The sequence below is a fragment of the Micromonospora sp. ANENR4 genome (assembly GCF_015354395.1).
Classification (GTDB): Bacteria; Actinomycetota; Actinomycetes; order Mycobacteriales; family Micromonosporaceae; genus Micromonospora; species Micromonospora aurantiaca.
Genome location: NZ_JADKYQ010000026.1, coordinates 12,415 through 39,357, shown reverse-complemented (window position 1 = coordinate 39,357; position 26,943 = coordinate 12,415). Strand labels below are relative to the sequence as shown.

26 protein-coding genes are annotated in these 26,943 nt (G+C 72.7%); 20 read left to right on the top strand and 6 right to left on the bottom strand.

The annotated features are described in order from the left end of the window. Positions 1-181 precede the first annotated feature (181 nt). Complete coding sequence (locus IRY44_RS29790) at positions 182-475, top strand: DUF4287 domain-containing protein (RefSeq protein WP_194803461.1); 294 nt, start codon at positions 182-184, stop codon at positions 473-475. 146 nt (positions 476-621) lie between these two features. On the opposite strand, the gene IRY44_RS29785 is transcribed toward IRY44_RS29790, so the two are convergent. Next, complete coding sequence (locus IRY44_RS29785) at positions 622-1,143, bottom strand: alpha/beta hydrolase (RefSeq protein ID WP_194803460.1); 522 nt, start codon at positions 1,141-1,143, stop codon at positions 622-624. Positions 1,144-1,980: 837 nt separating this feature from the next. Here IRY44_RS29785 and IRY44_RS29780 point away from each other — a divergent pair. The 3 genes from IRY44_RS29780 to IRY44_RS29770 all read left to right on the top strand — a co-directional run bounded on the left by IRY44_RS29780 (position 1,981) and on the right by IRY44_RS29770 (position 4,792). Then, complete coding sequence (locus tag IRY44_RS29780; protein WP_228533084.1) at positions 1,981-3,339, top strand: sensor histidine kinase; 1,359 nt, start codon at positions 1,981-1,983, stop codon at positions 3,337-3,339. Further along, positions 3,306-3,974: a response regulator transcription factor gene (locus tag IRY44_RS29775; protein ID WP_194803458.1), complete on the top strand. Its 669-nt coding sequence runs from the start codon at positions 3,306-3,308 to the stop codon at positions 3,972-3,974. Before IRY44_RS29780 ends, IRY44_RS29775 begins: the two co-directional genes overlap by 34 nt. Positions 3,975-4,120: 146 nt before the next feature. Then, positions 4,121-4,792, top strand: coding sequence for a LuxR C-terminal-related transcriptional regulator (locus IRY44_RS29770; protein ID WP_194803457.1), 672 nt, complete (start codon positions 4,121-4,123; stop codon positions 4,790-4,792). Positions 4,793-4,867: 75 nt separating this feature from the next. Here IRY44_RS29770 and IRY44_RS29765 read toward each other — a convergent pair whose 3' ends face one another. The 4 genes from IRY44_RS29765 to IRY44_RS29750 all read right to left on the bottom strand — a co-directional run bounded on the left by IRY44_RS29765 (position 4,868) and on the right by IRY44_RS29750 (position 7,982). After that, complete coding sequence (locus IRY44_RS29765; RefSeq protein ID WP_194803456.1) at positions 4,868-5,548, bottom strand: response regulator transcription factor; 681 nt, start codon at positions 5,546-5,548, stop codon at positions 4,868-4,870. Between the two features lie 97 nt (positions 5,549-5,645). Continuing rightward, the gene (locus IRY44_RS29760) at positions 5,646-6,398 is read right to left on the bottom strand and encodes a hypothetical protein (RefSeq protein WP_194803455.1); all 753 of its coding nucleotides are present in this window, start codon (positions 6,396-6,398) and stop codon (positions 5,646-5,648) included. Between the two features lie 28 nt (positions 6,399-6,426). Next, positions 6,427-7,161, bottom strand: a complete 735-nt coding sequence (locus IRY44_RS29755) for a sulfotransferase (RefSeq protein WP_194803454.1) — start codon at positions 7,159-7,161, stop codon at positions 6,427-6,429. Beyond that, positions 7,158-7,982 (bottom strand): inositol monophosphatase, encoded by an 825-nt coding sequence (locus tag IRY44_RS29750; RefSeq protein WP_194803453.1) that lies wholly within the window; start codon positions 7,980-7,982, stop codon positions 7,158-7,160. Before IRY44_RS29750 ends, IRY44_RS29755 begins: the two co-directional genes overlap by 4 nt. Positions 7,983-8,162: 180 nt before the next feature. Between IRY44_RS29750 and IRY44_RS29745 the strand changes: the two genes are divergently transcribed. The 15 genes from IRY44_RS29745 (at position 8,163) to IRY44_RS31430 (ending at position 24,492) form a co-directional block, all read left to right on the top strand. Next, positions 8,163-9,527, top strand: a complete 1,365-nt coding sequence (locus IRY44_RS29745; RefSeq protein ID WP_194803452.1) for an aspartate aminotransferase family protein — start codon at positions 8,163-8,165, stop codon at positions 9,525-9,527. Beyond that, positions 9,524-10,558, top strand: a complete 1,035-nt coding sequence (locus tag IRY44_RS29740; protein ID WP_194803451.1) for a Gfo/Idh/MocA family protein — start codon at positions 9,524-9,526, stop codon at positions 10,556-10,558. The genes IRY44_RS29745 and IRY44_RS29740 overlap by 4 nt, the downstream gene beginning before the upstream one ends. Continuing rightward, positions 10,555-11,709, top strand: a complete 1,155-nt coding sequence (locus IRY44_RS29735) for a hypothetical protein (protein WP_194803450.1) — start codon at positions 10,555-10,557, stop codon at positions 11,707-11,709. Before IRY44_RS29740 ends, IRY44_RS29735 begins: the two co-directional genes overlap by 4 nt. A gap of 115 nt (positions 11,710-11,824) precedes the next feature. Continuing rightward, positions 11,825-13,597 carry a fatty acyl-AMP ligase gene (locus IRY44_RS29730; RefSeq protein ID WP_194803449.1) on the top strand — a complete coding sequence of 591 codons (1,773 nt, stop codon included), beginning with the start codon at positions 11,825-11,827 and terminating at the stop codon, positions 13,595-13,597. Position 13,598: 1 nt separating this feature from the next. Then, positions 13,599-15,320 carry an acyl-CoA dehydrogenase family protein gene (locus IRY44_RS29725; protein ID WP_194803448.1) on the top strand — a complete coding sequence of 574 codons (1,722 nt, stop codon included), beginning with the start codon at positions 13,599-13,601 and terminating at the stop codon, positions 15,318-15,320. Then, positions 15,320-17,026 carry an acyl-CoA dehydrogenase family protein gene (locus IRY44_RS29720; RefSeq protein ID WP_194803447.1) on the top strand — a complete coding sequence of 569 codons (1,707 nt, stop codon included), beginning with the start codon at positions 15,320-15,322 and terminating at the stop codon, positions 17,024-17,026. Before IRY44_RS29725 ends, IRY44_RS29720 begins: the two co-directional genes overlap by 1 nt. Next, positions 17,023-17,295 carry an acyl carrier protein gene (locus IRY44_RS29715; protein WP_228533073.1) on the top strand — a complete coding sequence of 91 codons (273 nt, stop codon included), beginning with the start codon at positions 17,023-17,025 and terminating at the stop codon, positions 17,293-17,295. Before IRY44_RS29720 ends, IRY44_RS29715 begins: the two co-directional genes overlap by 4 nt. Then, entirely contained in the window at positions 17,292-18,221 is a 930-nt protein-coding gene (locus tag IRY44_RS29710) for a 3-oxoacyl-[acyl-carrier-protein] synthase III C-terminal domain-containing protein (protein WP_194803446.1), read from the top strand. Before IRY44_RS29715 ends, IRY44_RS29710 begins: the two co-directional genes overlap by 4 nt. Before the next feature lie 9 nt (positions 18,222-18,230). Then, positions 18,231-19,610, top strand: a complete 1,380-nt coding sequence (locus tag IRY44_RS29705; RefSeq protein ID WP_194803445.1) for an ATP-grasp domain-containing protein — start codon at positions 18,231-18,233, stop codon at positions 19,608-19,610. Continuing rightward, complete coding sequence (gene lysA / locus IRY44_RS29700; protein ID WP_194803444.1) at positions 19,607-20,863, top strand: diaminopimelate decarboxylase; 1,257 nt, start codon at positions 19,607-19,609, stop codon at positions 20,861-20,863. Before IRY44_RS29705 ends, lysA begins: the two co-directional genes overlap by 4 nt. A gap of 34 nt (positions 20,864-20,897) precedes the next feature. Then, positions 20,898-21,173, top strand: a complete 276-nt coding sequence (locus IRY44_RS29695) for an acyl carrier protein (RefSeq protein WP_209310374.1) — start codon at positions 20,898-20,900, stop codon at positions 21,171-21,173. A gap of 5 nt (positions 21,174-21,178) precedes the next feature. Further along, positions 21,179-22,012: a hypothetical protein gene (locus IRY44_RS29690; protein ID WP_194803443.1), complete on the top strand. Its 834-nt coding sequence runs from the start codon at positions 21,179-21,181 to the stop codon at positions 22,010-22,012. Continuing rightward, positions 22,009-22,662, top strand: a complete 654-nt coding sequence (locus IRY44_RS29685; protein ID WP_194803442.1) for a hypothetical protein — start codon at positions 22,009-22,011, stop codon at positions 22,660-22,662. Before IRY44_RS29690 ends, IRY44_RS29685 begins: the two co-directional genes overlap by 4 nt. Then, positions 22,659-23,816, top strand: coding sequence for an acyl-CoA dehydrogenase family protein (locus IRY44_RS29680; protein ID WP_194803441.1), 1,158 nt, complete (start codon positions 22,659-22,661; stop codon positions 23,814-23,816). The genes IRY44_RS29685 and IRY44_RS29680 overlap by 4 nt, the downstream gene beginning before the upstream one ends. Continuing rightward, complete coding sequence (locus IRY44_RS31430) at positions 23,809-24,492, top strand: 4'-phosphopantetheinyl transferase superfamily protein (protein WP_194803440.1); 684 nt, start codon at positions 23,809-23,811, stop codon at positions 24,490-24,492. Before IRY44_RS29680 ends, IRY44_RS31430 begins: the two co-directional genes overlap by 8 nt. A gap of 48 nt (positions 24,493-24,540) precedes the next feature. Here IRY44_RS31430 and IRY44_RS29670 read toward each other — a convergent pair whose 3' ends face one another. Further along, entirely contained in the window at positions 24,541-25,620 is a 1,080-nt protein-coding gene (locus IRY44_RS29670; protein WP_135242443.1) for an inositol-3-phosphate synthase, read from the bottom strand. A gap of 169 nt (positions 25,621-25,789) precedes the next feature. Here IRY44_RS29670 and IRY44_RS29665 point away from each other — a divergent pair, with 169 nt between their 5' ends. Beyond that, on the top strand, positions 25,790-26,941 hold the full coding sequence (locus tag IRY44_RS29665) for a sensor histidine kinase (protein ID WP_194803439.1): 1,152 nt from the start codon (positions 25,790-25,792) through the stop codon (positions 26,939-26,941). Positions 26,942-26,943: the final 2 nt, after the last annotated feature.

Here is a 26,943-nt window from a genome sequence, read left to right as displayed (position 1 = left end):
GCGCGTACCCCGAGATCTGGAGAGCCCGGCCCGCGACCACGCGGGCCGGGCTCTCCGGCGTCCCGCCCGACGGCGATCGTTGCCCTGGAGGCAACGACGGTGGCCCGGTCCGTCGTTGATCGGCGCCGCCCCGCCCGGGAGGCTGGAGTCGTCACCACCTCCCGAGCGAAGGGTTGGGCAGATGTCCTTCCAGGCATACCTCGACGCGATCGAGGACAAGACCGGCAAGACCCCGCGCACGCTCGTCGACCAGGCCAGGGAACGCGGCTACGACGCCGCCGACGTGAAGGCCGCCGTGATCGTGGGCTGGCTGAAGGACGAGTACGGACTCGGCCGGGGACACGCGATGGCGCTGGTCCACGTGATCAGGAACGGGCCGACGATCAGCGCCAGGCACGTCGGAACCACCGGATCCCATCGTGACGACACCGACACCCTGTGGCTGGACGGCAAGGCCGCCCGAGCCTCCGCGTAGCGGGGCGTGGACAGCGACGCCTATCGTTCGCCACATGGGAGCGATCAAGCCGTGGCACCTGTTCGTCCTGACGCTCTGCTGCCTGCTGCCGCTCATCGCGGCAGTGGCGGCGGTGGTGTGGACGCGACGGGGTCGCCGCTGACCTGTCAACGGCCGGCGGCGAACTCCTCCACCGCGGTGCAGACCCGCCCGAGCGCCTCGGCCGAGGCCGCCAGCGGTCCGGGCACCATCATCGCGTGGTCGGCGTCGGCGACCTCCACCACGTACGGCGTGAGCCGGCGCGCCACCGCGCCGTCCCAGACCTGATCGCCGGTGCCGCCGGCCAGCAGGAACGGCGCGGTGGCCCGGCCCAGCGGCTCCCGTACGGCGGGGTCGGTCAGCAGCGGCGTCAGCCAGACCGCCGGGATGCCCCGGTCGGCGGCGAGCGGCGCGGCGAAACTGCCGAGCGACTTTCCCACGAGCAGGTCCACCCCGGCGTCGAGGACCGGGTCCAGCTGCTCGGCGACCCACTCCGGCGCGCTGTCGAGGCGCAGCTCGCCCAGCGACCGCCAGGTCACCTCGTGCACCTCGAAACCGAGCCGGCGCAACGCCTCCCCGATGTAGACGAAGAGCGGCCCCCGGGTGTCGTAGCCCCGTCCCGGTGCGAGTACCGCGCGCCGATTCGCCATGATCGCCTCCCTCTCGTTCGATCGATGCGTCACGCTAGTGCCTCGTCTCGATCGATGCTGTCCGCCGTTCCCGGAGAGCCGCAGTCGCGAGTCGTGCTCGGAACAGTGTCGCCTTTCGGACGTGCAGTTCGGCTCCATGCGGCGGATGGCCAGGCGAATTGCGGGCGGGTCGGGTTTCCGATCACGCCTTGCGGGGATCGCCCGCCGAGGTCCCTCTATTGTGTCGGGCCCCCGACATCTGGCCGCAGGTGGTATGCGCGGGGCCTGTTTCCGGGGAGTGGACGACAATTATCCTGATTGCCGGGATGTGTCGTCGCCTCCGCCCGGCGGATCGCCTGCTGGTCTGTCCACCTGCTCCATCGCCGAAGCGTGCCCGCAGGGTGGAATGCGATGCCGTGCGACCGGGGCAGGGCGGATAAGGAGTGCGTCGACCTGCTGTTCCGAACGGAAGGTAAATACCCTCAGAATCATAGGTGATATCGGGCTACGGCTCGGCGGTGTCCGGTTCGAGCGCTTGGGGCCGCTACGGCGGCTGTGGGTGAGTAATGACCGCTTTTGCGGAATCTCTTTTACGATTTACCGGCCCCCGATTAATCGGCGATGCGATAGTATTGACGCCGATCGAGGAGATCGATTCGGGCGGTCTGGTCATCTTCAGGGATCGTGTCGCGACCGTCGAGCGACCGTTCATCGGTTCACCACCGTCCGCTGGTCGGCTCCCATCGGCTACCGACCGCGGAGGGATGATTGGTCCGGCTTGCGATGCCCGGCAGAGTCAGCCGAGTCGACGCGGGACCAGCGTTGCGGGGCGCGGCTGTCGCGATGCTGGTCTGTGTGATGTTGGGCGGGAGCCTGGTCGCCGCGGTTCGGGTGATCCAATCCGGTGATCCGGAGACCACGCTCTTCGTCGCTACCGCTCTGGCCCTGGTCTGTTCCTACGGCACCGCCGGGATGATCCTGATCGGGTCGGCCGCCAACCCGCTGACCGGCATGCTGTTCTTCGCCGTCGCGATGGTGTGGCTGGCCCGCAGCGCCGGGCCGCTGCACGGTGAGACAGGCACCGGAGTGGCCGCCGTCGCGCACCCGCTGATCTGGACCCTCCTGGTGGCCATCCTGGTCACCCAGCCGCGCGGCCGTACGCGTAACCGGGCGGACCGCGTCCTGCTGGCCGTCGCGCTCGGCGGGCTGCCGCTGCTGGTCATCGACAGCTATACCGCACCGGCCGGCGCGATCGACCCGTGCCTGGCCTGCCTTCCCGAACCGGGCTGGGCCGCCGCGCCGTACCAGCCGGTGGTCGCGCGGCTGGTGGTCACGGTGGTGGCGATCTGGCTCGCCGTCCACCTGGTCAGGCGGTGGCAGGGCGCGCAGCGGATCGTCGTGCTCCCGGGCGTCCTGCTCTGCCTGCAGGTGGGCGCCGCAGCGATGGTGCCCTTGTTCACCACCCCGTCCCATCCGGCCTGGCTGGTGAGCAATGCGGCAGGTGTGGTCCTGCAGATCCTGATACCACCGTTGGTGCTGCTGGCCAAGGCTCGCGGCTGGCGGGCCGACGCCGCGCTCTGGGAACGTCGATACGAGCAGGAGGCGCGCAACGGCCGGCACCGGGCGCGCAGCGAGATCGAACGGGACCTGCACGACGGCGCGCAGCTACGGCTGGTCAACGCGACCCTGCTGTTGCAGATGGCGCGGCGGACGATGCGGGACACCGCCGAGGCGGACGCCCACCTGGACGCGGCGGTCACCGAACTCGCCATGGCACTCACCGAGTTGCGGCTGCTGAGCCGCGGGATGCGTCCGCCCGCGCTGGAGCGGCGTGAGCTGCACGAGGCGCTGGCCGTCCTGACCACGAACACGCCGGTGACGGTGCGGATCGAGGGCCGGCCCCGCCTGGTTCCGCGTGAGGTGGCGGAAGCCGCCTACTTCGTCGCGGCGGAGGCGTTGACGAACGCGGTCCGGCACGGAGGCGCCTCGACAGTGGTGATCCGGATGCGGATGGAGCAGAACTGCCTGCACCTGGAGGTGTGCGACGACGGCTCCGGCTCGACCCGGACCCTTGAGGACGAAGACTGCCTGAGTCACCTCGGCCGCCGCGCCGAGGCACTCGGCGGCCGGCTGGAGTGGGAGAGCCGACCAGGTGTCGGCACGACGCTGCGGACGGTGATCCCGTGCGCATCGTCATCGCAGACGACGCGGTGCTGATCCGGGAGGGCCTGTCAGCCCTCCTGCGGCAGGCCGGGATGACGGTGCTCGCGGCGGTCAAGGACGCGCACGAACTGCTGGACGCGGTCGCCGGGCACCGCCCGGACGCGGTGATCGTCGACATCCGGATGCCACCGACCTACACCACCGAGGGGCTGGCGGTCGCCGAGCGGATCCGGCGGGACTACAGCGGCATCGCGGTGCTGGTCCTCTCCATGCACATCGAGACGGAGTACGCGCTGGCGATCGTCAACTCGGGTGAGGGTGGCGTCGGATATCTGCTCAAGGAGCGCATCCTCGACGTCGAGCAGGTGGTCACCGCGTTGCGTGAGCTGGCGAGCGGTGGAGCGGTCATCGATCCGGCCCTCGTCGAGGAGCTGATGGCCCGGCGTCGGACGGGTGGCCGGATCGACCGCCTGACCGTCCGGGAGCAGGAGGTGCTGGCGCTGATGGCGCAGGGGCTCACCAACCGGGCGATAGCCGACCGTCTGCGTCTGAGCAGCAAGACCATCGAGTCGTACGTGACGAGCATTCTGGAGCGGCTGCAGATCGACGCGTCGGAGGGTGTGCACCGGCGGGTGCGGGCGGTGCTGATGTACCTCCGGTCGAACACCTCCGCCGGCTGGGGACCCTAGGCCCGTCCGGGGGGTGAGCCGGTGAAACCCGGCTGGGCGAGGGAGGGATTCCCCGGTACCCGCGACGTTCGCCCATCGCTACGTTTCAATCACTGTCCGCTTGTCGCATGACCACGTGCGTGCGACGGCAACTCGGGGGAGAGTTGATGCAGAACGAAGCCGTGGAACCGAAGCCGACGGTCGTCGAGGCCGAGGCTGCGGGCTGGCGCCTGGCGGCGCGGGTGATCAGAGCCGCGCGCGACGAGGTGCTCGCGCTGATACCCGCCAACTGTGCGCTGCTGTCCGATCAGGAGCCGGGCCGGGCCTGGCCGCACCGGGCGGGATGGTCCGGCGCCGCCCGTGTGCGCGCGGTGGTGGCCGGGGAGACCCTGCTGGACCGGGGCGCCCGGCTGCGGGCCCTGCTGGGCGTCCGGGCCGACGTGCGGAGCGGCAAGCACTCGCCCACTCTGATGGTCGTGCTGGACCGCAACCTGGCGATCGTGTCGCGGGGCGGGGCCGCGTCACCGCTGGCCGTACGATCGCCGACCGCTGTGCAGGCGCTGACGACGATCTTCCACCACCACTGGTCCGAGGCGCGGGCGGACGTGAGCGACCTGCACGGCAGGCTCAACCCGTTGCAGCGTGACGTGCTGCGGCGGCTGTCCGGCGGCGCCACCGACGACGTGGTCGCGCGGGCGCTGGCCGTGTCCACCCGTACCGTCCAGCGGCAGGTCACGCAGATCATGCAGATGGTAGGTGCCCGGAGCCGGCTCGAACTCGGCATCAAGCTGGCCGCGCACGGCCTCTACGAGCGGCCGCCGCTACGTCAGGCGGTCTGAGGAACCCTGAAGGTGGCGGCACCACTTCCGGTGCCGCCACCTTCGTGGTCCCGCGCGCCGGCGCGGAAGCTCGCGCTACGCGCACTCCACCAGGCCGGAGCGGATGGCGGTGACCACCGCCGACGTCCGATTGGTGCAGCCGAGCTTGAGCAGCACCCCTGCCACCAGCCGCTTCGCGCCGTGGTCGGAGATCTTGAGGCGTCGCGCGATCTGCTTGTTGCTCAACCCTTCGACGAGCAGCAACAACGTCTCGTGCTCGCGCGGCGTCAGCTTGATGGGCGCCATCGACGACGGCGTACGGCGGATGCCGGCCCGGGCCAGCAGTTGCTGCGCCAGGACGGCGGGCATCGGCACCTCACCGGTCATGATCGCCCGGAGCGCGTTCTCCAAGGTGCGACCGGACAGGTCCTGCTGGAGCAGGAAGCCGTCCACCACGACACCGTCGGCCAGCACCGACTCGGCGGCGTGGGCGTCGTGGATCAGCATGACGATCTTGCTCTCCGGGGCGATCAGCCCGGCGGCCGCGATGCCCGCGACGCCGTCGGCAGCGTTGACGACGAGCACTTCCGGTCGCTTGTCGACGGCCTCGGTCAGCAACTCGGGCATCGAGCGGTAGGAACGGACGGACGTGGTCAGGGCCAGGCCGCGCAGCGCCACGCTGAGACCGTCCCGCAGGATGTCGTTGATCATGACGAGTGCGATGCGCAGGCTTGCCGACTCGCGGTGCGGATGGTGTTCGACGATCGTCGCGGTCATGACCGCGCTCCTCTCACTCGGAGTCACACGAATCATCGAAACGGAGTGCGGCACACCCCTTCCAGGACCATGTCTCGTTCCGGACATGCTCCGGAGGTCAACCGCCGTCGCACGTCTCCAGCAGGCTGCCGAGCACCTTGCCGAACTCCGGCGAGGCCAGATAGTTGCGAGCGCCGCGCAGCCGAGGGTCGCAGTCGAGTGACACCCTCCCGGTGACGCCGGCCGGGCCGCTCCCGGCCGCCAGGAGCAGCGTGTCCTGCACGTCGGCGACATCCACCCAGACGGCCGGCCCCAAGGCGGGCGGCCCCACGGCCGGGGGGTGCGGTGCGCCGAGGGTGATCAACGCGGGAGCGGCGGCACCGGCGTCGGCGAGGGCCAGCGCGGCGGCCACCCCGCCCAGGCAGTGGCCGATCACGATCTCGGTGTCCGGGGTGAGCGCGGCGCGTACGGCGTCGATCGCGGGATGCCCGGCCGCCGCGCCGGTGGCGAACGCCAGCACCTGACGCAGGGTTCCGGTCAGCTCCTCGGCGGTCAGGCCGCAGAAGTACCGGGACCAGGCCAGCCGCCCGGCCAACGCGTCCACGCCGACCGGCTCCGCACCGGCCTCGGTGTCGAAGGTGGCGGCCTGCCAGCAGCGCCGCAGCAGTGCGGCCTCGGCGGCCGGATCGCTGTCGCCGACAGCCGGCACGCGATCCGGAGCGTCGAGGTTGACCAGGGCGGCATCAGGTGCCGCCGCGGGATAGCCGGCCAGCGCCAGACCGTCCTCGACGGAGCCGATCCACTCCCGGCGGACCGAGTCGTCGGAGCGCCGCGGTCCGCCGGTACCGTGCACGATGAGCAGCCGGGACATCCGTTCTCCCCTCTCAGACGAAGCCGGTTCAGGCGGGCGCGGGCAGCCGGTAGCCGTACCGTGCGACCCGGTCGGTGAGGTCGGCGAGGTCGTCGCCGGCCCCCGGCCCCTGCCGCCAGGCCTGCAGGTAGCGGGTGTTCGTGTCCCGGTCCAGGCCGCCGACGTCGAAGGCGGGTGGGAGGCCGGCGAAGGCCGCGATGCCCCCCAACGTGCGGTCCGGGTCGTCCATCAGGTCCTCGTAACGGACGGTCAGCATCGCGTCGACGTGGGCGGCGTCGGCCCGGGCCAACTCGTGGGCGTGCAGCCAGTGCTCGACGAGCTGCCGCACGGTGAGCGCCGGCGTCCACTTCCGGGTGCTCATCGCCACCGCCACCGGATGCCGCATGACCAGCACGAACCGGGAGCCCGGGAAGAGCCGCTGGAAGAACCGGAAGCGCAGCAGGTTGGGCGGTGACTTCTCCAGCACCACCGGTCGGCCGGGATCCAGGTAGCGGCCCCACTGCTCGCGCAGCAGCCGGGCGGTGGCCGGGCCGGCCAGCTCGTGGTGTTCGGTCATGTGCGCCTCGGGCGCGTACGCGAACCGCCCCGGACCGCCGTGCTGCTCGTCGTAGGGGCAGACGGTCTGCAGGTACTGGCCCTCGTCCATCGGCGCGCCGGTCTGCCGGAACCCGGCCACCTGCGGATTCGTGCCGACCAGCGCGGCCAGCAGGGTGGTGCCGCTGCGGTGCAGGCCGCCCATGATCAGAAAACGCCGGCGTGTCACGCGACCTCCGCGAGGCTGTCGGGGCGCAGGGCCTCGCCGACCGCGCGGCCGAGGGCCGCGTACGCCGGGGCCCATGCGACGAAGCTGCCCCGCCGACGGGTCGGCAGCGGATCGGGATGACTCAGGTAACCGCCGCCAGTGGCGGTGACCAGCGCCCGCCCGGCGGCGGTGTCCCAGTCGTACACGTCCGCGTTGGCGGCCACGTCGGCGCGGCCCGCCGCCACGTACGCCAGCGCCAGCGCGGAGGAACCGAGCCGCCGCACGTCCGCGGCGGCGGTGAGCAGCGCGGCCAGCAGGTCGGTCTCGGCGGTGGACGGCGGCCCCCCGGCGTTCGGGATGTCGCACAGCACGAGCGGCGGCGCCGACGACGCGGAGGTACGCGTGGGCAGCGGAGTGCCGTTCAACCACGCGCGGCCGTCCGCCGCGGTGAACAGCTCCTCACGCAGCGGGTCGTAGACGCAACCGCCCACCGTACGACCGCCGATCCGCAGGCCGATCGACACGCAGAAGAACGGGATGCCCCGGACGAAGTTGTAGGTGCCGTCGATCGGGTCGACGAGCCACACCGGATCGTCCGGACCGGCCGGGGCACCGTCCGGCCGGCCGCCTTCCTCGCCCACCACCGTCGAGCGCGCGCCGACGTCGCCCAACGCGGCGCGGATCAACTCCTCGGCGGCCAGGTCGGTCCCGGTCACGACGTCGTGGGCCGCCTGCTTGCGGGACACCTCCACCGGGTCGCCGAACCGCTGCCGGACCAGGCGGCCGGCGTCCACGGCGGACTGCGCCGCCACGTCGATGAGGTCCTGCACGGTGCTGGTCACGGCGCCACGCTAACCGCGTCCGCCTCGGTGCCGCGCTGCCCGGACGTGTCGCCGTCCGGGCATGCCCATTCGTCGTGGCCGATGGAGGCTCCCGGGCCCGCCGCCGGATCCCGAGCATGGGCGGAAAGCGGTCCGCGGTCGGCGTGACCGGTGGATCGGCCGCACCCGAGAGGCGGAGCGATGGCAGAGAGTTCAGGCGACGGCCGACGTTTTGGGCGTACGCCCGACCGGCCACGTGGTGCCCGGCACTGGGCCGCCGAGCAGGAGGTGATCGGGCCCGGCCTGCAGGCGGTCATGCTCTGGGCGCAGCTGTGCGTCGAGTCCGCCGCCGGCGCGGTCCTGGTCGACGTGGACGGCAACGAGATCATCGACTTCCAGGGAGCCGGCGGGGTCAACTCGATCGGCCACGCCAACCCGCGCCTGATCGCCGCCCTCACCGCCGAGCTCGCCACCGCGCCGGCCGGCGCGTTCGGGTCGGCCGGCCGCCGGGCGATGGCCGAGTCGCTGCGCGGGTTCCTGCCGCCGCCGCTGGACCGGATCCAGCTCTACAGCGGCGGCACCGAGGCGGTGGAGGCGGCGCTGCGGCTGGCCAAGTCGGTCACCGGCAAGCACGAGTTCCTGTCGTTCTGGGGCGGCTTCCACGGCAAGACGCTCGGCAGCCTGGCGCTCACCGCGGGGGCGCGGACCGGTCTCGGCCCGTTGCCGTCCGGCTATTTCAGCGCACCGTACGCCAACTGCTACCACTGCCCGCTGAAGATGACGTTCCCGAGCTGCGGCTACGCCTGCGTCGAGACCGTGCGGGACACCGTCAAGGAGAACTCCACCGGCGCGCTGGCGGCGCTCGTCGTCGAGCCGGTGCAGGGCCGGTCGGGCAACGTGGTGCCGCCACCGGGCTACCTGACCGCGCTGGCCTCGGTCGCCGACGAGTTCGACGCGTTGCTGATCGTCGACGAGATGATGACCGGGTTCGGCCGTACCGGTGAACCGTTCGCCTTCATGCGCGACGAGGTGACGCCGGACATCGTCACCGTCGGCAAGGGGATGGGCGCCGGATACCCCGTCACCGGGGTGATCTCCACAGCGGATCTGATGGCCGCCAGCCCGTTCTCCGACCCGAGCGCGAGCTCGTCCAGCTTCGGCGCGTTCCCGCTGGCCTGCCGGGCGGTCGCCACCACCACCGACGTGCTCGTCGACGAGGACCTGCCCAGCCGCGTGGGCAAGCTCGGCGCCGAGATGCTGGCCGCGCTGGAGCCCCTCGTCGACGAGTCCCCACTCGTCGGCGACGTCCGGGGCGCCGGTTTCGCGATCGGCATCGAGCTGGTCGCCGACAAGCGGTCCCGCCGGCCGCTGGACAAGGACACCTTCCGGAAGACGTTCCTGGCGTTGGTCGACGCCGGGGTGCTGGTGATGACCGGAGGCACCACGCTGCGCCTCTACCCACCGCTGAACGTGGACGCGGAGCTGGCCGAGCAGGCCGTCGAGATCATCCGCCGCGTCCTGATCGACGGCGCGGCGTCCCAGCACCTCGAGGAGGTACCGGCATGAGGATCGCCGTCATCGGTTTCGGCACCGCCGGGGAAGGGCGACTGCACGCCTACCGTACGGTCACCGCCGGCCGGGTCGTCGCGGTGCTCGACCCGTCGCCGGAGCGGCGGGCCCGGGCCCGGCAGCTCGACCCCGGCCTGGCCACCTACCCCACGCTGGCCGAGCTGCTCGCCGCCCAGCCGGTGGACGCCGTCGACATCTGCACCCCGCCGAACCATCACGTCGAGCTGGAACGCGAGGCGCTCGCCGCCGGTCTGCACGTGATCTGCGAGAAGCCGGTCGCGGTCCGCACCGACGAGGCACTCGACCTGATCGACCTGGCCCGGGACCGGGGCCTGCTGCTCTACCCCGCCCACAACTACGGCTTCTCGCCGATGATGCGGGTGCTCAGCGGCGCGGTCGCCGACGGGCGGCTCGGCGGTCCGTTGCGGGCCCGGTTCCGGATCGCCCGCGACTCGCACGCGCGCGGGGTGCCCGGATGGCAACCGGACTGGCGCCGGGACATCTCGGTGGCGCGGGGCGGGATCATGCTCGACCACGGGACGCACTGCGCGTACATGGCCACCCAGCTCTTCGGCGAGGCGCCCCGGACGGTCTCCTGCGTCGCGCAGTGGGCGGACGGCGACGCCGCCGGCGGGATGGACGTGGCCGCCCGGCTGGACCTGGAGTTCGGCGACGGCGGGACCTGCGAGATCGATCTGAGCTGGGTCAGTGACACCCGGTCGAACCGCTACCTGGTCAGCGGCCCGGACGGCGCGGCCGACGTGCACGACGGGATGGCCGAGGTGCGTACGGCGGACGGGCTGGAACGCACCGACCTGGCCCCGCCGAACCGGGACCAGACCCACCAGGAGTGGTTCCCCGGCATGTTCGCCGACTTCGCCGGCCTGGTCGCCGCGGGCACCGGCTGGGACCGGCCGATGCGGGAGGTCGTCACCACGACGGCGCTGATCGAGGCGGCCTACCGGTCGGCGACCCGCGGTGGGGAGCCGGTCGTGCCGGCCGGGCTGTCGGCCGCGGAAGCGCGGTGACGGCCAGCGAGATCCGGCTCAGCGTGGCGATCATGCACCACCCGCGCCGGCGGGAGCGCATCCCACCGCTCGTGCGCGACTGCGCCCCGCTGGCCGCCCGGGTGGTCACCGATCCGGACCCGGACGGGGTGCCCAGCCCGTTGCGTACCGCCAAGGTGGCCTGGCGCGCCGTCGCCGACGGCGCCACCCACCACCTGGTGCTGCAGGACGACATCCGGCTGATCCGGAGCTTCGCCACCCAGGTCCACCGCGCGATCGCGGCCCGTCCGGAACACGGCATCTCGCTCTACTCCCACTGGGACAGCCCGCAGAACTCGTACCTGGTCCGTCGCGCGGTGATCGCCGGCTGGCCGTTCGCGCCGCTGTCGCTGTTCGAGTGGACCCCCACCCAGGGGTTCGTCCTGCCGGTGCGGGTGGCCCGGGAACTGGCCGACTACCTGGCCGGCATCCCGGACGACGTCAAGGACGACGACGAGATGGTGGTGATGTTCTGCCGGGAGGCCGGCATCCCGGTCGTCGGGACCGTGCCGCACCTGGTCGACCACCGGTTCGACCCGACGATCGTCGGGCATCCGGGCCGGTTCCACGCCACCGTCTTCCTGCCCGCGCCGGTCCTGTCACCGACGTACTGGCAGTTCAGCGCGAGCGCCGAGGAGGCCCTGGCACGGCGGTGCCGTTCCGACGAGAAGCTGCCCTACACCGTGCAGCTGCATCGCAGCCGGTGCCTGTTGCGGCCGCTGCGCCCCGGCACCGGGGAGCCCGTCGAACACGGTTTCGGCTGGTACTGGGCCGATCACTGCGGCCTGGTCGGGCTGACCGTGAACCAGGTGGTGGACGGGTTCGACCGCCTGCTCGGGGTCACCGGCCTGCCCTCGGGCCTCCATTGGCGACTCGCCCTTGAGGTGTGGGCGGCCGGCTACCTGCTAGGCGCGGACGCGGTGACGGTCCGCCGCGGCGAGGCGGACGGGGTCTGGCCCCCGGCAGCCGTCGGTGCGGGGCTCGCCCAGGCCGCGATGACCAGTTGGATCACCTCCGGCCTGGCCGAGCCGGACGCCGCCGGCCTGACCGTGGAACGACGGGCGGCGCTGGTCGCCATCGGTCTGGCCGGGGTGGCGCAGGGCTGGCTCGGCGGCTGGCAGGAGACGCCGTGACCGCCTGGCATACCTGTTCGGCTACCCCAACCGCCCGCTCGATCGAGCCTTCTGCACATGCCGGATCCGGCGCGACGCTGGGTCCGGCACGTCACCGACCCGCGGGGAGCGCCTGATGTCCGACCACGAAACGTTCGTCGACCTGCTGCAGGAGCGTGCCGCCGTCCACCCGGAGCGACCGGCGCTGATCTTCGACGCGGACCCCGGATCCGGCGACGCCGAGGTGCGCACGGTGTCGTGGGCCGACCTGGCCGCCCGGGCCCGGCAGATCGCCGTGCTGCTCGCCGGCACCGTCCGCCCGGGTGACCGGGTGCTCGTGCTGAACGAGCCCGGCACCGCCTTCGCCGAGAACTTCCTCGGCGTCCAGCACGCCGGTGCGATCCCGGTCCCGGCCCCGCTGCCGGACGGATATCGCCGGCAACGGGACCGGCTCGCCGGCATCGCGCACAACGCCCAGGTGGCCGCGGTGGTCACCGACGCCGCGGCTCTCGACGCGGTCCGCGACTGGGCGGCCGAGTGCGGGCTGTCCGACGTACCGTGCCTGGCCTTCGACGACGTCCCCCTGGAGCGGGCGACGGCATGGCGGCGGCCGGACATCGACGGGTCCACCATCGCCTTCCTGCAGTACACCTCCGGCTCCACCAGCGACCCCAAGGGCGTCGTGGTGGACCACGCGAACCTGCTGCCCAACCTGCGGGCGTTCAACGAGATCCTCGGTGGCGGCGAGGGCGTCCGCGTCGGCGGATGGCTGCCCATGTACCACGACTTCGGCCTGATCGGGCAGTTGCTGGCCCCACTCTCGCGGGGCGGTTGCAGCGTCGGGATGTCGGCCACGACGTTCCTCAAGCGCCCCGGCACCTGGCTCCGGCTGATCGACAGGCACGACATCGAGATCTCCCCGGCACCGAACTTCGCGTACGACCTGTGCACCCGGCGGATCACCGACGAGCAGATCGCCGGCGTCGACCTGTCCCGGTGGAGTCGCGCGGTGAACGGCTCGGAACCGGTGCAGGCGGCCACCCTGGCCGCGTTCGCCAGTCGATTCGCCGCCGCCGGGCTGCGGCCGGACGCCATGTGCCCCGGGTACGGCCTGGCCGAGATCACGCTCAGCGTCAGCGGCGCCACCATCGGCCGCCCGCCGGTGGTGCTCACCGTCGACGCCGAGGAACTGGAACGGAACGTCGTGACGCCGGTCGGAGCCGGCCACCCGGAGCCGGTGCGCGAACTGGTCAGCAGCGGCGAGTCCACTCCGGAGTTCGACATCAGGATCGTCGACCCCGCCACCCGGCTGCCGCAACCGCCCGACCGGATCGGTGAGATCTGGCTACGTGGCACCAGCGTGGCGCGGGGCTACTGGGCCAACCCGGAGGCCACCCGGGAGGTGTTCGGCAACGAGCTGGCCGACGGCGATGGCGGCTTCCTGCGTACCGGGGACCTGGGCCTGCTGCGCGACGGCCAGCTCTACGTGACCGGCCGGATCAAGGAACTGCTGATCGTCAACGGCCGCAACCTGTACCCGCACGACATCGAGGTGTCGGTGCGCGCCGTGGACGAGAGCCTGTCCCGGGGTGTCGGTGCCGCCTTCACCGTCGAGGTGCCGCACGAGGAACTGGTGGTGGTGCAGGAGTGCCGGGCCCGGTCCCTCGACCCGGCGGCCCGCGCCGCCGTGGTCACCGCCGTCCGCCACGTGCTGTCCCGGGAGTTCGGGACCGGCGCGGTCAGCGTGGTGCTGGTCCGCCCCGGCACGGTGCCCCGCACCACCAGCGGCAAGATCCAGCGCGGCCTGGCCCGGATGCTCTTCCTGACCGGTGCCCTCGGCGCCGAACACGAGGAACTCACCGACGGCGTGCGGGCCGCGCGCCGGACCGGCGACCCGGTGCGGGCCTGAGATGGCCGCGCCCACCCTGCCCCTGGCCGCTGCAGTGGCCCGGCACCTCGACGAGCGGCTGGGCGATCCGGACGACGCCGACGTCGTGTTCAACCACGCCCGGGTCGCCGCCGCGGACGAGAGCGAGGCGTTCCCGGCGGAGATCTGCGCGCACCTGGACCGGCTCGGCCTGCCGGCGCACTACGTCCCGGCGGCGTACGGCGGTGAACTGCGCGGCTTCGACACCCTGGTCCAGGTCCTGCGGGTGATCGCGCGCCGGGACCTGACCACGGCCATCGGACACGGCAAGACGTTCCTCGGCGCGGCCTCGGTCTGGGCCCGGTCGCCGCGCGACGAGGCGGACCTGGCGCAGGCGCGCGCGCTCGCCGGCACGGTCCTGGCCGGGGTGCCCGTCTGCTGGGCGCTCACCGAACCGGGCCACGGCAGCGACCTGCTCGGCGGCGAGGTCTCGGCGGTCCGGAGCGACGGCGGGTACCGGGTGACCGGGACGAAATGGCTGATCAACAACGCCACCCGGGCAGGTGTGGTGTGCCTGCTGGCGCGGACCGACCCGGACGGCGGGCCACGCGGTTTCACAGTGCTGCTCGCCGACAAGCGGGAGCTTCCCGCGCACTCGTACCGGTGCCTGCCCGGGGAGCCGACCCACGGCATCCGGGGTGCCGACATCAGCGGGATCGTCCTCGACGACGCGTGGGTGCCGGAGACGGCACTGGTCGGTGCGCGTGGCGCCGGGCTGGAGACGGTGCTGCGCGCCCTGCAACTGACGCGTACCACCTGCGCCGCGTTGTCGCTCGGTGCCGCCGACCACGCGCTGGCGCTGGTCCGGCGATACCTGACCGACCGCCGGCTGTACGGGCGGCGGCTGGCCGACGTGCCGTACCTGCGGCGCGGGGTGGGCCGGCTGCACACGATGCTGTTCCTGGCCGAGGCGGTGACCGCCCTGGTCAGCCGGGCGGCGACGGCGGAGACCGAGGAACTGGGCGTGCTCGCCCCGGTGCTCAAGGCCTTCGTGCCGACGCTCACCGACGAACTGATCGGAGGGTGCGGCGAGCAGCTCGGCGCCCGTGCCTTCCTGACCGGCATCCCGGACTACGGACGCTTCCAGAAGGTGGAGCGGGACCACCGGATCGTCGGGATCTTCGACGGCAGCACCCCGGTCAACCGCAACGCGCTGATCAACCAGTTCCCCCAACTGGCGCGGGGCTGGCCCGGCGACCCGGTGGACGCGACCCGGCTACGGGCGCTGGCCGACCTGCGGGTGCCGGTGCCCGAACTGGACCCGGACCGGATCTCGCTGGCCGCCGGACGCGGGTGCCTGCCGTTGCGCGGGCTGTCCGCAGCGGTACCGGCCGTCCGCGCGGCCGGCGGCCCGGCGGCCCGGGCCGAGGCGCTCCTGGCCGCGACCGAGCTGCTGCACACCGAACTCGCCGGGTACCGCCCACGGCCGCACGACGTGGAACCCGCCGCCTACGACCTGGCCCACCGGTACGAGCTGTGTGTGGCCGGCGCGAGCGCGGTGCACCTGTGGCTGCACAACCACGAGCACGCCGGCGCCGACCCGCTGTGGGCGGACGGGCTGTGGCTCGACGCGGCGCTGACCTGGGTGCTGCACCGCCTCGGCGTCGCGCCGGACCATCCCGAGGGCTACGACCGGGTGTACGCGTCCCTCGCCCCGGACCGTCGCCCCTCGGTGCTCGACCTCGACGGCGCCGGGGAGGCGTGATGACCACCATGCGGGATCTGGAGAGCCGCTTCGGCGATCCGTGGGACCCGGCGAACCCCCTCGGGAACCGGGCCGTGCTGGCGGCCGACGAGCGGCAGGAGATGTTCGCCGACGGTGAGCTGGCGCTCGACGACTTCGGGCTCAACGCCGAGTTCGTACCGGTCGCCCGCGGCGGCCGGATGACCGGCCTGGACCGGCTGATCCGGACGATGCGCTCGGTGTTCCGGCGGGACCCCTGCCTGGGTCTCGGTTACGGCGCCAGCTCGTTCATCGCCTCGGTCAACGTGTGGGCCGGCGGCGACGAGGCCCAGCAGCGACGGCTGGCGGAGCTGCTGCTCTCCGGCCGTCGGGTGGCCTCCGTCTACCACGAGCTGGCACACGGCAACGACTTCGCCCGGGTGGACTTCCGGGCCGACCCGGGGCGGCCGGGCGAACTGCTGCTCACCGGCCGCAAGGAGGTGGTCACAAACGCGCAGCGGTGCAGCGCGATGGTGATCTTCAGTCGTACCTCGGACGCGGCCGGTGGCCGCAGCCACACCCAGTTGTTCGTGGAGAAGGACGCGCTGCCGCCGGGCGCGCTGCGGTATCTGCCGCGGTTCCCCAGCAGCGGGATGCGCGGGGTGCAGCTCGGCGGGATCGAGCTGGACCGGTGCCCGGTCGACGCGGGCGTGGCACTCGGGCCGCTCGGCTCGGCCATGGAGGTCGCGCTGCGTTCGTTCCAGCTGACCCGTACCGGGCTGCCGGCGATGACGCTGGGTGTGCTGGACACCGGCCTGCGCGCGGTGCTGCGGTTCGGCGAGGACCGGTGGCTGCGCGGACGACCGGTAGGCGCCATGCCGGTGGTCCGTACGGCACTGGCCGAGGCGTTCACGGACCTGCTGATCGCCGACTGCCTGTCCACCACCGTCGCCCGCGCCGTGCACCTGCTGCCCGAGGACACCAACGCGTACGCCTCGGCCGTCAAGTACGTCGTGTCCGGCCGGTCCATCCGTGCCATGACCCGGCTCGGTGAGCTGCTCGGTGCACAGAGCTACCTGCGCACCGGTGAGTACGGCATCTTCCAGAAGCTGCAGCGCGACCTGGCGCCGGCGGGATTCGGGCACGCGGCCCGGGTCGCCTGCCTGGCCACCGTCCTCCCTCAGCTCCCCCGGCTCGCCCGGCGCTCCTGGGCGACCGGCCAGGAGCCACCGCCCACCCTGTACGACCTGGACGCCGATCTCCCGGCCCTGCCGTTCGACCGGCTGCGGATCGCCTCGGCGGCCGACCCGATCACGGCCCAGCTGCTCGCCGCCGCCGAGACGATGCCGGCCGGCGACGACCGGCTGCGCGGACTGGTCCGGCGCTTCACCGCCGAGCTGGCCCGGCTGCGTTCGGCCGCGCTCGGCCTCCGCCCGGCGGACCTGGCCATCGGCGGCGACCCGGCGGCGCTCGACCTGACCGCCCGCTACACCACGGTGCTGACCGCAGCCACCTGCCTGAACCTCTGGCTGGCCGAGCAGCGCCACCCGGGAACCTTCCTGGCCGATCCGGCCTGGGTGACGGCGGCCCTGCTGCGGCTGGCCGACGAGCTGGACGGCACGTCCCGGTCGCTGCCGGCCGCGCTGGCCGGCCCGATCCACGCGGAGCTCGCCCGCCGGTACGCCGCCGGCCGGGCCTTCGACCTGTCCGACAGCGTGCTGCCCGACCTTCCAAGGAGCCGGAATTGACCATCTTGCCGAACCACCGGGCCGCCGGACAGCTCCGTCCGTGGCTGCGGGACCGCGTCGCCGACTTCACCAACCGGGATCCGGCCACCATCGACACCGCCACGCCCCTGGCCGACCTGGGCCTCGACTCGGTGTACGCGCTCGCGCTCTGCGGTGAGATCGAGGACCACCTCGGGATGCCCCTGGAACCGACGATCGTGTGGGACCACCCGAGCATCGACGCGCTCACCGAGTACCTGTCCGGCCTGCCGCTGGACGCCGGGACGTGACCGCCCTCGAAGCGGTCTCCGCCTACCTGCCGCCGGAACGGGTGCCGATCGATTCGCTGGCCGGAGAGCTTGGGCTGACCGACACCCAGGTCCGGATGTTCCGCCGGTACTACGGGCTGGCCGAGGTGCTGCGGGAACCGACGGGCACGATCACCGACCTGATGCTCAACGCCGCGGCGAAACTGTCCGAGCTGCGCGGCCGTGAGTCCCAGGTCCGGTACGTGGTGCAGGCCCGGACCCTGCAGGCGATCGCGCCGTACCCCGAGGATCCGCTGCACGACGTGGTGCGGGCCCTCGGTCTGCGGCACGCGCGGGCCTTCGCGGTCACCCAGCACGCCTGCGCCTCCGGGCTGCTGGCCGTCGAGATGGCCGGCCGGCTGCTCGCCGAGGACGGCGAGTCCGGCGCGCTGGCCCTGGTCTTCGTCGGTGAGAAGGCGTTCACCCCGTCGGCCCGGATGATCCCGGGCACGGCGCTGATGGGGGAGGGCTGCGCCGCCGTCCTGGTCGGCACGGGCCGGCGCGACCGGCTGCTGTCGTACGCCTCGGCCACGCACGGCGAGTTCAACGCCGGGCTGTCCCTGACCGCGGCGATGTCCCTGGAGTTCCAGCAACGCTATCCGGACGCGCTCGCCGAGGTGATCCTCGCGGCGGTGGCGCGCGCCGGGATCACCGTCGCCGACCTCGACGTGGTGTTGCCGCACAACGTGAACCGGGTGTCCTGGGTGCGGGTGGCGCGCAAGGTCGGGATCCCGGTGGAGCGCCTGTTCCTGGACAACATGCCGGTCACCGGCCACTGCTTCTGCGCCGATTCCTTCCTCAACTACGTCGCGGCCCGTGAGCTGGGCCGGCTTCGGCCCGGCGACCGCTACCTGATGGCCGCGGTCGGGCTGGGGTCGACCTTCGCCGCCGCGGTGTTCGAGCACTGATAGGACGCTATGACGACGACACGGGAACCCTTCGTCAGACGGCTGCGGACGGCGTTGCTGGGCACCGACCGGACCCCTCTGGTGTTCCTCGGCAACTTCGAGGTCGAGCAGCGGTGGGGCGGTGACGAGCCGGGTCTGCCGCGCGTCGCGCTGACCGCGGGCGACGCGATGGTGAACCGGATGGACGAGTTCGCCCTGCTGCTGGCCGGCCCGGACGACTACGTGGTGCTCAAGGACCGGCCGGACCCGGAGCACCTGGCCCATCTGGAGACGCTCGGGACGGCCCTGCCGCATGTGCTGACCACCGACCGCCAGGATCCGCACCGCACGGTGACCCAGGACGCGCTGGACAGTCCGGCCCTGCTGGCCCGGTTGTCCGCCCTGGCGGGGGCGGCCGCGATCGTCCCGCACGGGGTCTCCGCCGACGAGGAGGCGCTCGCCGCGCTGACCGGTGTCGCGCTGGCCGGGGCGCCGGCGGCCGTCTGCAAGGCCGTCAACGGGAAGATCTACAGCCGGCGGATCGCCACCGAGCTGGGGCTGCGTCAGTCCGCGGGCTGGATCTGCGAGACCGTCGAGGAGCTGGACGAGGCGGTCGAACACGCCCGCGCGCTGCTCGCTGCGGGGCGGCCGGTGGTGCTCAAGGACTCGTACGGGGTGTCCGGCAAGGGCCTGCTGCTGATCCGGGACGCGGCGCGCCTGGACCAGATCCACCGGACGCTGCGCCGCCGGGCCGACCGTTCCGGCGATCGGCGGCTGGCGCTGCTGGTGGAGGAGTGGGTCGCCAAGACCGTCGACCTCAACTACCAGTTCACCGTGTTCCGCGACGGCGGGGTGCACTTCGACTTCGTCAAGGAGGCGGTCACCGCCAACGGCGTACACAAGGGTCACCGGATGCCGGCCGGGCTGACCGCGCGGCAGGTCGCGGTCGTGACGCACAGCGCCGCGGTGCTCGGCGCCCGGCTGGCCCGCGACGGCTACCACGGCGTGGTCGGGGTGGACGCGATGCTCGACCCGGAGGGCGGCGTCTACCCGGTCGTGGAGATCAACGCACGGCACAACATGTCGACCTACCAGGTCGGCCTCCAGGAGCACCTGGTGCCGGCGGGCTGGTACGCGCTGGCCCGGCAGTACCCGCTGCGCCTGGCGCGGCCGCTGCGCTTCGGTGAGGTCCGCGACGGGCTGGGGCCGTGGCTGCTGAGCGCCGCCGGTGCGGCCGGGATGGTGGTGCAGAACTTCTCGACGGTGAACGCCCTGGTACGGGAGGGCGGGGGAGCTGCGGACGGCCGGCTGTACGGCCTGCTGACCGCGCCGACGGCGGACGAGCTGACGGCGATGGACGCCGAGATCGCGGGCCGCCTGGCGGCCGTGGCGGAAGGAACACGACGGTGACCGGAGAAGTGACGATCCAGGGCGTGGCCATGTCCGAACTGGCCGAGCGGTTCGGCACGCCCCTCTACGTGTACGACGGGGACAGCCTGCGCGGGCAGTACCTGGGGCTGCGTGAGCGGCTGCATCCGGCGATGGAGATCTTCTACTCGCTGAAGGCCAACCCGAACATGGCCGTCTGCGCGCTGCTCGGCGCGCAGGGCGCCCGGGCGGAGGTGTCGTCGATGGTGGAGCTGCGTACCGCGCTCGCCGCCGGGGTGGTCCCGCGCGACATCATCTTCCTCGGCCCCGGCAAGAGCCGCGGCGAACTCGAGGCGTGCCTGTCCGAGGGCGTCTTCGCGCTGGTCTGCGAGTCGTTCGGGGAACTGGCGACGATCGACGAGCTGGCCCGGGAGCGGGGCGTCATCGCACCGGTGATGCTTCGGGTCAACCCGAGCTTCGCGGTCAAGGGCTCCGGCCTCACGATGGGCGGCAAACCGCGCCAGTTCGGGATCGACGAGCAGCAGCTCTTCGACGAGGCCGACCTGGTCAAGAACCATCCCGGGGTGCGCGTCATCGGCGTGCACGCCTACCTGGGCACCCGCATCCTCGATCCCGGGGTGGTCGCCGAGAACGCCCGCCGGATCATCGACCTGGCCGAGCGGCTCGCCGAGCGGCTGGACTTCGTCCTGGAGGCCGTCGACGTGGGCGGTGGCCTCGGGGTGGCCTACTTCCCCGGCGAGCCGGACCTCGACCCGGCCGCGGTCGCCGGCCTGCTCAACCCGGTGGTCGAGGCGTTCCACGCCGCGCACCCCGGGGCCCGGCTCCTGCTGGAACTCGGCCGGTACCTGACCGCGCCCTGCGGCACCTACGTCACCCGGGTGCGGTACGTGAAGAGTTCGATGGGGGAGCGCTTCGCGGTCACCGACGGCGGCACGAACCACCACATGGCGGCCGTCGGCATCGGCTCCTACGTCAAGCGCAACTTCCCGATGCGGCTGCTCAACCGGGCCGGCACGGACGCCGGCCCGTGGAACGTCACCGGCCCGCTGTGCACGCCGAACGACACCGTCGGCCGCAACGTGGAACTGCCCGAGCTGCGGCCGGGCGACCTGGTCGGCGTGCTGCGCTCCGGCGCGTACGGCCCGAGCGCCTCACCGGTGCTCTTCCTCAGCCACGGCCACCCGGCCGAGGTGCTGGTGGACGGCGGCCGGGCCCGCCTGGTCCGCCGCCGCGACACCGTCGAAGACCTGCTCGGCCCGCAGATCCTCGACTGACAACCCATCCCGACCGGCACACAGGAGGCCCGCCATGACCATGGCTTCGGAAGCCACCGTCGACCGCGCCGCGGTCGTCGACCACATGATCGACGCCGTCGTCGCGGTGCTGAACCGCGACTCGGTCCAGGTGACCGAGCAGACCCGGCTGATGGACGAGCTCGGGCTGGACTCGACGAACGTCCTCGAACTGCTCATGCACATCGAGGACCGGCTGAACGTGGTGATCGACTCGGACACGCTGGAGCAGCACCACTTCGAGTCGGTCGGCACGCTCGCCGACTACGTCATCGAGCAGGGCCTGGCCTGACGCCGATGTTCCTGTCCATCGCCCCGGCCCCGTCGGTCCGTACCGGCCGGCTCCGGCCGACTCAGGTGATCGCCCGCCGGTTCGACCCCGATCCGGAGCCGTACCGGGGCGATCCGTTGCTCGAGGAGTACCTGTCGGACATGACCGAGCTGTACGGTCGTCGCTTCGACCGGGACCGGCACGCGGCGGCCGCCCGGAACTCGTTCACCGGGATGGCGGACCGCCTGGTGCGCGATCTCGACCTCGCGGCGCCGGTGGATCTGATCGCCATCGCGCACTCCACCCCGGACGGCGACCCGCGCCGGGTCACCGCCTGCTACCTCAACGAGCTGGTGCAGGGCGATCCGCTCGCCTTCGCGGTGTCCGACCAGGGACCGGCGGCGGCGTTCACCGCCCTGCGGCTGCTCGGGACCTACTCCGGCGACTTCCCCGGCTGCCGGGCGTTGCTGCTGATCCTGGAACAGACGACGATCCCGTACGAGGTGGTCGGGCCCCGGTATCCGGTTCCCGGCCACGACGTCGGGGTGGCGGTGCTGCTCGAACCGGCCGGCACGGACGGGACATCAGTGCACCAGCGACCGGACGTGTCACCGGCGGCAGCCGGGACGCTGCTCGACGAGCTGGTGCCGGCGGACGCCGTCCTGATCACCGGTCCCGGCCTGACCGGCGGCGATCAGGCCGTTCCGGCGCCGGGGTCGGGTGCTGCGGGTGTCTGGGCCGAGCTTGCCCGGCAACGGGCGGGCACCGCCGGGCCGATCGCGGTGGCGGACCACGACCCGATCTCGGGCACCCTGTGCGTGGCGGTCTTCGCCGGCTCGGGCCCGGAGGTGCGGTCGTGATCGCCGAGGAGGCCCGCCGCAGCGCCCGGACCGGCGGGCTCACCGCCACGCTCACCGCGATGCACGCCGCGCTGGCGGACCGGGCCCTGCCGTGCGGCCCGACCGGGTGCTGCGTGCTGCCCGAGCCGGCGCTGCACGACGCCGGCCGGGTCTGGACCGGGGACACCGTCGCCGCCCTGGACCCGGCCGCCGTGGAGCGGCTCGGCACTGTCGAGACACCGGACGGCCGGCTGGCGGCCGTCCGCTACCGGGGCGCACCCGGCCCGGTCGGCGCGCCGGCACCCTGGCCGGACTGGATGGCCGCGCTGGCCGGGCTCCGGCTCGGACTCTCCGAGGCCCTGCTCGATGTCACAGTCGCCCACCTCGGTGACCGCCGCGTCGGCGACACCCCGCTGCTGCTGCAACAGATGATCAAGGGTGCGCTGGCGGACGCCGTCACCGAGCAGATCGAGATCAAGGTCCGGCTCACCGGTACGCCGCCCCCGGCCGGATCCCTGGCCTGGCTGCACCGGCAGATCACCGTTGCCGACCGGATGCTGCTGCGCCTGCTCGGAGCCAGCGGGTTCACCGCGGACGGGCCGGGCGCTGTGGTCGACGCGTCGGAGTTGCTGGCCGATGCCTGGATCGGTGGACAGGAGTGGACGCCGTGATCGAACTGGACGACCGGCTCACCGCCGCCCGGGCGCACGCCCGGGACTGGGCGCGCGACCTGCGCTCGACGGCCCTGGAGCTGGACCGTGACCCGGACACCGTGTACCGGTGCCTGGACAACCCGGCCGTACGGCACCTGTCCACCATGCTCATCCCGGCGCCGTGGCTGCCGGACCGGACGCTCATCGGCGGGTACCGGTTCGACGGCATGACGGCGATGGAACGGGTGGTGTTCGCCGAGGAGATCGCCGCCGGGGACGCCGGCATGATGCTCGCGTCCCCCGGTGCCTCGCTGTCCGGGGTGCTCGTCGACCTGCTCGCCGACCGGGATCAGAAGGAATGGTTCTACGGCCGGCTGCTGGCCGCGCCGACGTGGACCTTCTTCGCGCTGACCGAGCCCGACCACGGCTCGGACGCGGGGGCGATGGGCACGAGACTGGACCCCGACGGCGAGGGCGGCCTGCTGCTGCGAGGCGCCAAGCGCTACATCGGCAACGGCGCCCGGGCCCAGGTCGGCGTCGTCTTCGCCCGCGACCGGCCCGGTCCGCTCGGCGCCACCGCGGTGCTCGTCGAGACCGGCGCGCCCGGCTTCAAGGCCGAGCCGATCCCGACGATCGGCCTGCGCGGCGCCCAGCTCAGCGCGATCACCCTGGACGGCGTGCCGGTCCCGGAGGACCGGGTGCTCGGCCGCCACCTCAGCCCCACCCGGCGCGGCGTGTGGAGCGGCGTGCAGATGTTCAACCGTCTCCGGCCGGGCGTGGCGGCGATCGCGCTGGGCATCGCCCGGTCCGCGCACGACTACGTCATCGAGCAGCGCGGTTCGCTGTCCAAGGCCGAGCGGCTGCGCTGGGAACGGACCGGCCGGCGGATCGACGGCGTACGGCAGCTCATCTGGCAGGCCGCCTCGATCGTGGACGCCCAGCCCGCCAACGGACACCTGGCCTCGGCGGCGAAGGCCCGGGCGGCCCGGCTGGCCGAGGAGGTGACGCTGGAGGCGCTGGAGTACTTCGGCCCCGGCGCACGGCTCACGCAGCCGATGCTGGACAAGCTGATCCGCGACGCCCGGGGCGTCGAATTCATGGAAGGCACCGGCAACATCCAGCGACTCAACACCTTCCAGGGCCTCGTCCAGGGCAAACTCGACCGTGACTGAGCCGGGCGGCGTCGACGTCTGGACCGTCCACCTGGACCGCGACGTCGACGCCGCCCGCTGGCTCGGCGCGGCCGAACTGCGGCGCGCCGCGGACATCGGCGATCCGGACGGGCGCCGTCGCTTCGTCGTGGCGCACGCCGCCCTGAACGGGATCCTCGCCGGGCGGCTTGACCTGCGGCCCACCGCGCTGCCGCTGCGCCGCGAGCCGCTCGGGCGGCCGTACCTGCCGGGCGGTTCGCTGCATTTCAGCCTCGCGCACGCCGGGGAACGGGCGGTGATCGCGCTCGCCGGCCGGGAGGTCGGCGTGGACCTGGACCACCCCCGGCCCGGGCTGGATCCGCAGCGGATGGCCGCGCGCTTCTTCACCCCCGCGGAGGCCGCGCTGGTGGCGGCCGCCGGTGCCGGCGCCTACGCCGCTTACCTGCGGTTGTGGACCCGGAAGGAGGCGTGCGTCAAGGCCGCCGGTGCGCGCCTGGCGCTCGGGCTGCGGCTGCCGGTCCCCGGCGCGGCGAGCGGTGCGGTGATCCGTGATCCGTCCGGCCGGCTGCCCGGCGCCTACTTCCTGCGGGACCTGCCCGACCACGGCGCCTTCCGCGGTGCCGTGGCGCTGGCCGGAGCGGATCCCGCGGTCTGCCACCACCACGAGTTCCAGGGCGATCTGAGGCGGGGACCGTGACGAACGACGACGGGGGAGCCGGACTCCGGCTCCCCCGTCACCCGTCGGTCAGCGTTCGACCTCGCCGCGGATGAAGCGCTCGACGGCGTCCCGGGCGGCGGCGTCGTCGTACTGCTCGGGCGGCGACTTCATGAAGTACGAGGAAGCGGAGAGGATGGGTCCGCCGATCCCCCGGTCCATGGCGATCCGGGTCGCCCGGACCGCGTCGATGATCACGCCGGCCGAGTTGGGCGAGTCCCAGAGTTCGAGCTTGTACTCCAGTTGCAGCGGCACGTCGCCGAACGCCCGCCCCTCCAGGCGGACCAGGGCGTACTTGCGGTCCTCCAGGAACGGCACGTAGTCGCTGGGGCCGATGTGCACGTCGCCGGCGGCCATCTCGTGGGGCACCTGCGAGGTGACGGCGCGGGTCTTGGACAGCTTCTTCGACGCCAGCCGGCGACGCTCCAGCATGTTCATGAAGTCCATGTTGCCGCCGAAGTTCAGCTGGTAGGTGCGCTCCAGCCGGACCCCGCGGTCCTCGAAGAGCTTCGCCAGCACCCGGTGGGTGATGGTGGCGCCCACCTGCGACTTGATGTCGTCGCCGATGATCGGCACGCCGGCCTCGGTGAACCGGGCCGCCCACACCGGGTCCGAGGCGATGAACACCGGCAGCGCGTTGACGAACCCCACGCCCGCCTCCAGCGCGCAGCGGGCGTAGAACCGGTCGGCCTCCTCCGAGCCCACCGGCAGGTACGACACGAGGACGTCGGCGCCGGAGTCGCGCAGTGCGCGAACCACGTCGACGGCCTGCTCGTCGGACTCCTCGATCATCTCCCGGTAGTACTCGCCGAGACCGTCGAGTGTCGGGCCACGCCGCACGACGACCCCGGACGGGGGCACGTCGCAGATCTTGATGGTGTTGTTGCCACTCGCGACGATGGCCTCGGACAGGTCCCGGCCCACCTTCTTCGCGTCCACGTCGAAAGCCGCGACGAACTCGATGTCGCCGACGTGGTAGTCGCCGAAGGCGACGTGCATGAGGCCGGGAACGGTGTCGGTCGTCCTCGCGTCCCGGTAGTACTCGACGCCTTGCACCAGCGACGCGGCACAGTTGCCGACCCCGGCTATGGCGACGCGGACTGCGCCCACGTGGTGCCTCCTTCTCTCTGCGACAGAACTCGATTCAACCGACCCGCTCGTCCCGGTCTCCACCTCGATGTCCTGAACAGGACATCGACGGCGGTCCGAGCGCGCGCGTACGCCCCGGACGGCCGCCGGGGCCGCATACTGGGGACCGTCGCGCGTTGAGGAGCCGATCGTGCCGTTGTCCATGCCTCTTCCGGCCGCCGTCCGGACGCGGGCACGACCCGCGCGGCTGCCCCGAAACGCCACGCTCTGGCTGGACGGGCTGATCGCGGTGGCCGTGTTCGTCGGCACCGCCCTGCCGGTGACGTTCTCCGAGGACGGCAAGGTCTGGCACATCCTGGTGGCCGCCGGCGCGTCGCTACCGCTGATCTGGCGCCGGCGGGCCCCGCTGCTCACCACGGTGACTGTGGGCCTGGCGATCAGCGTCCTCGGGCTCTCACACCAGATGCCGCCGCTGCCGTTCGGGCCGCTCGTCGCGACGTACACGTTCGCGTCGCTGAGCCCGTCCCCCTGGCGGCAGGTCGCGATCGGGGTGCAGGCCGTGGGGGTGGTCGTCTCACTCGTGGTCCCGGGCGAGAACGCCGCCACCTTCGGGTACGTCGGGATGGCGTACGTGGCGGCGTACAGCATGGGGATCGCCTCCCGCGGCCGCGGCGACCGGATCGCGGTGCTCGAGGAACGCGCTGCCCGCCAGGAGGAGGAACGGGCCGCCGCCGCCGCGCGCGACCGCAACCGAATCGCCCGCGAGGTGCACGACATCGTGGCGCACACCGTCGCGATCATGGTGGTCCAGGCGGAGGCCGGGCCGGTGGTGGCCCGCACCGACCCGGCCCGGGCCGAGAAGACCTTCGAGGTGATCGCCGAGAGCGGCCGGTCCGCCATCGCCCAGCTCCGGCGATCGCTGGCCGCGCTGCGCTCGGCGGAGGGCGAGGAGCCGCCGGCTCCGGTCCCGGGGGTGGGTGACGTACCGCGACTGCTCGGCGAGGCGCGCCGCGGCGGCCTGGAGGCGGCACTGCGCTGGCGCGGCCAGCAGCGGCCCCTGCCCGCCGATGTGGACGCCACTGTCTTCCGCGTGGTGCAGGAGGCGCTCACGAACACCATCCGGCACGCGCGGGCGTCGATGGTGGACGTGCTGATCGAGTTCAACCCGCTCGAAATCCGGGTCACGGTCACCGACGACGGCATCGGTGCGGTGGATGTCGGCGGCGGATACGGAATGATGGGCATGCGGGAGCGGGTCACCGCCTGCGGTGGTGAGCTGTGCGTCGGAGCGGGTCCCGACGGCGGCGGCTTCACTGTGCGCGCCGTCCTGCCCACTGAATGAGC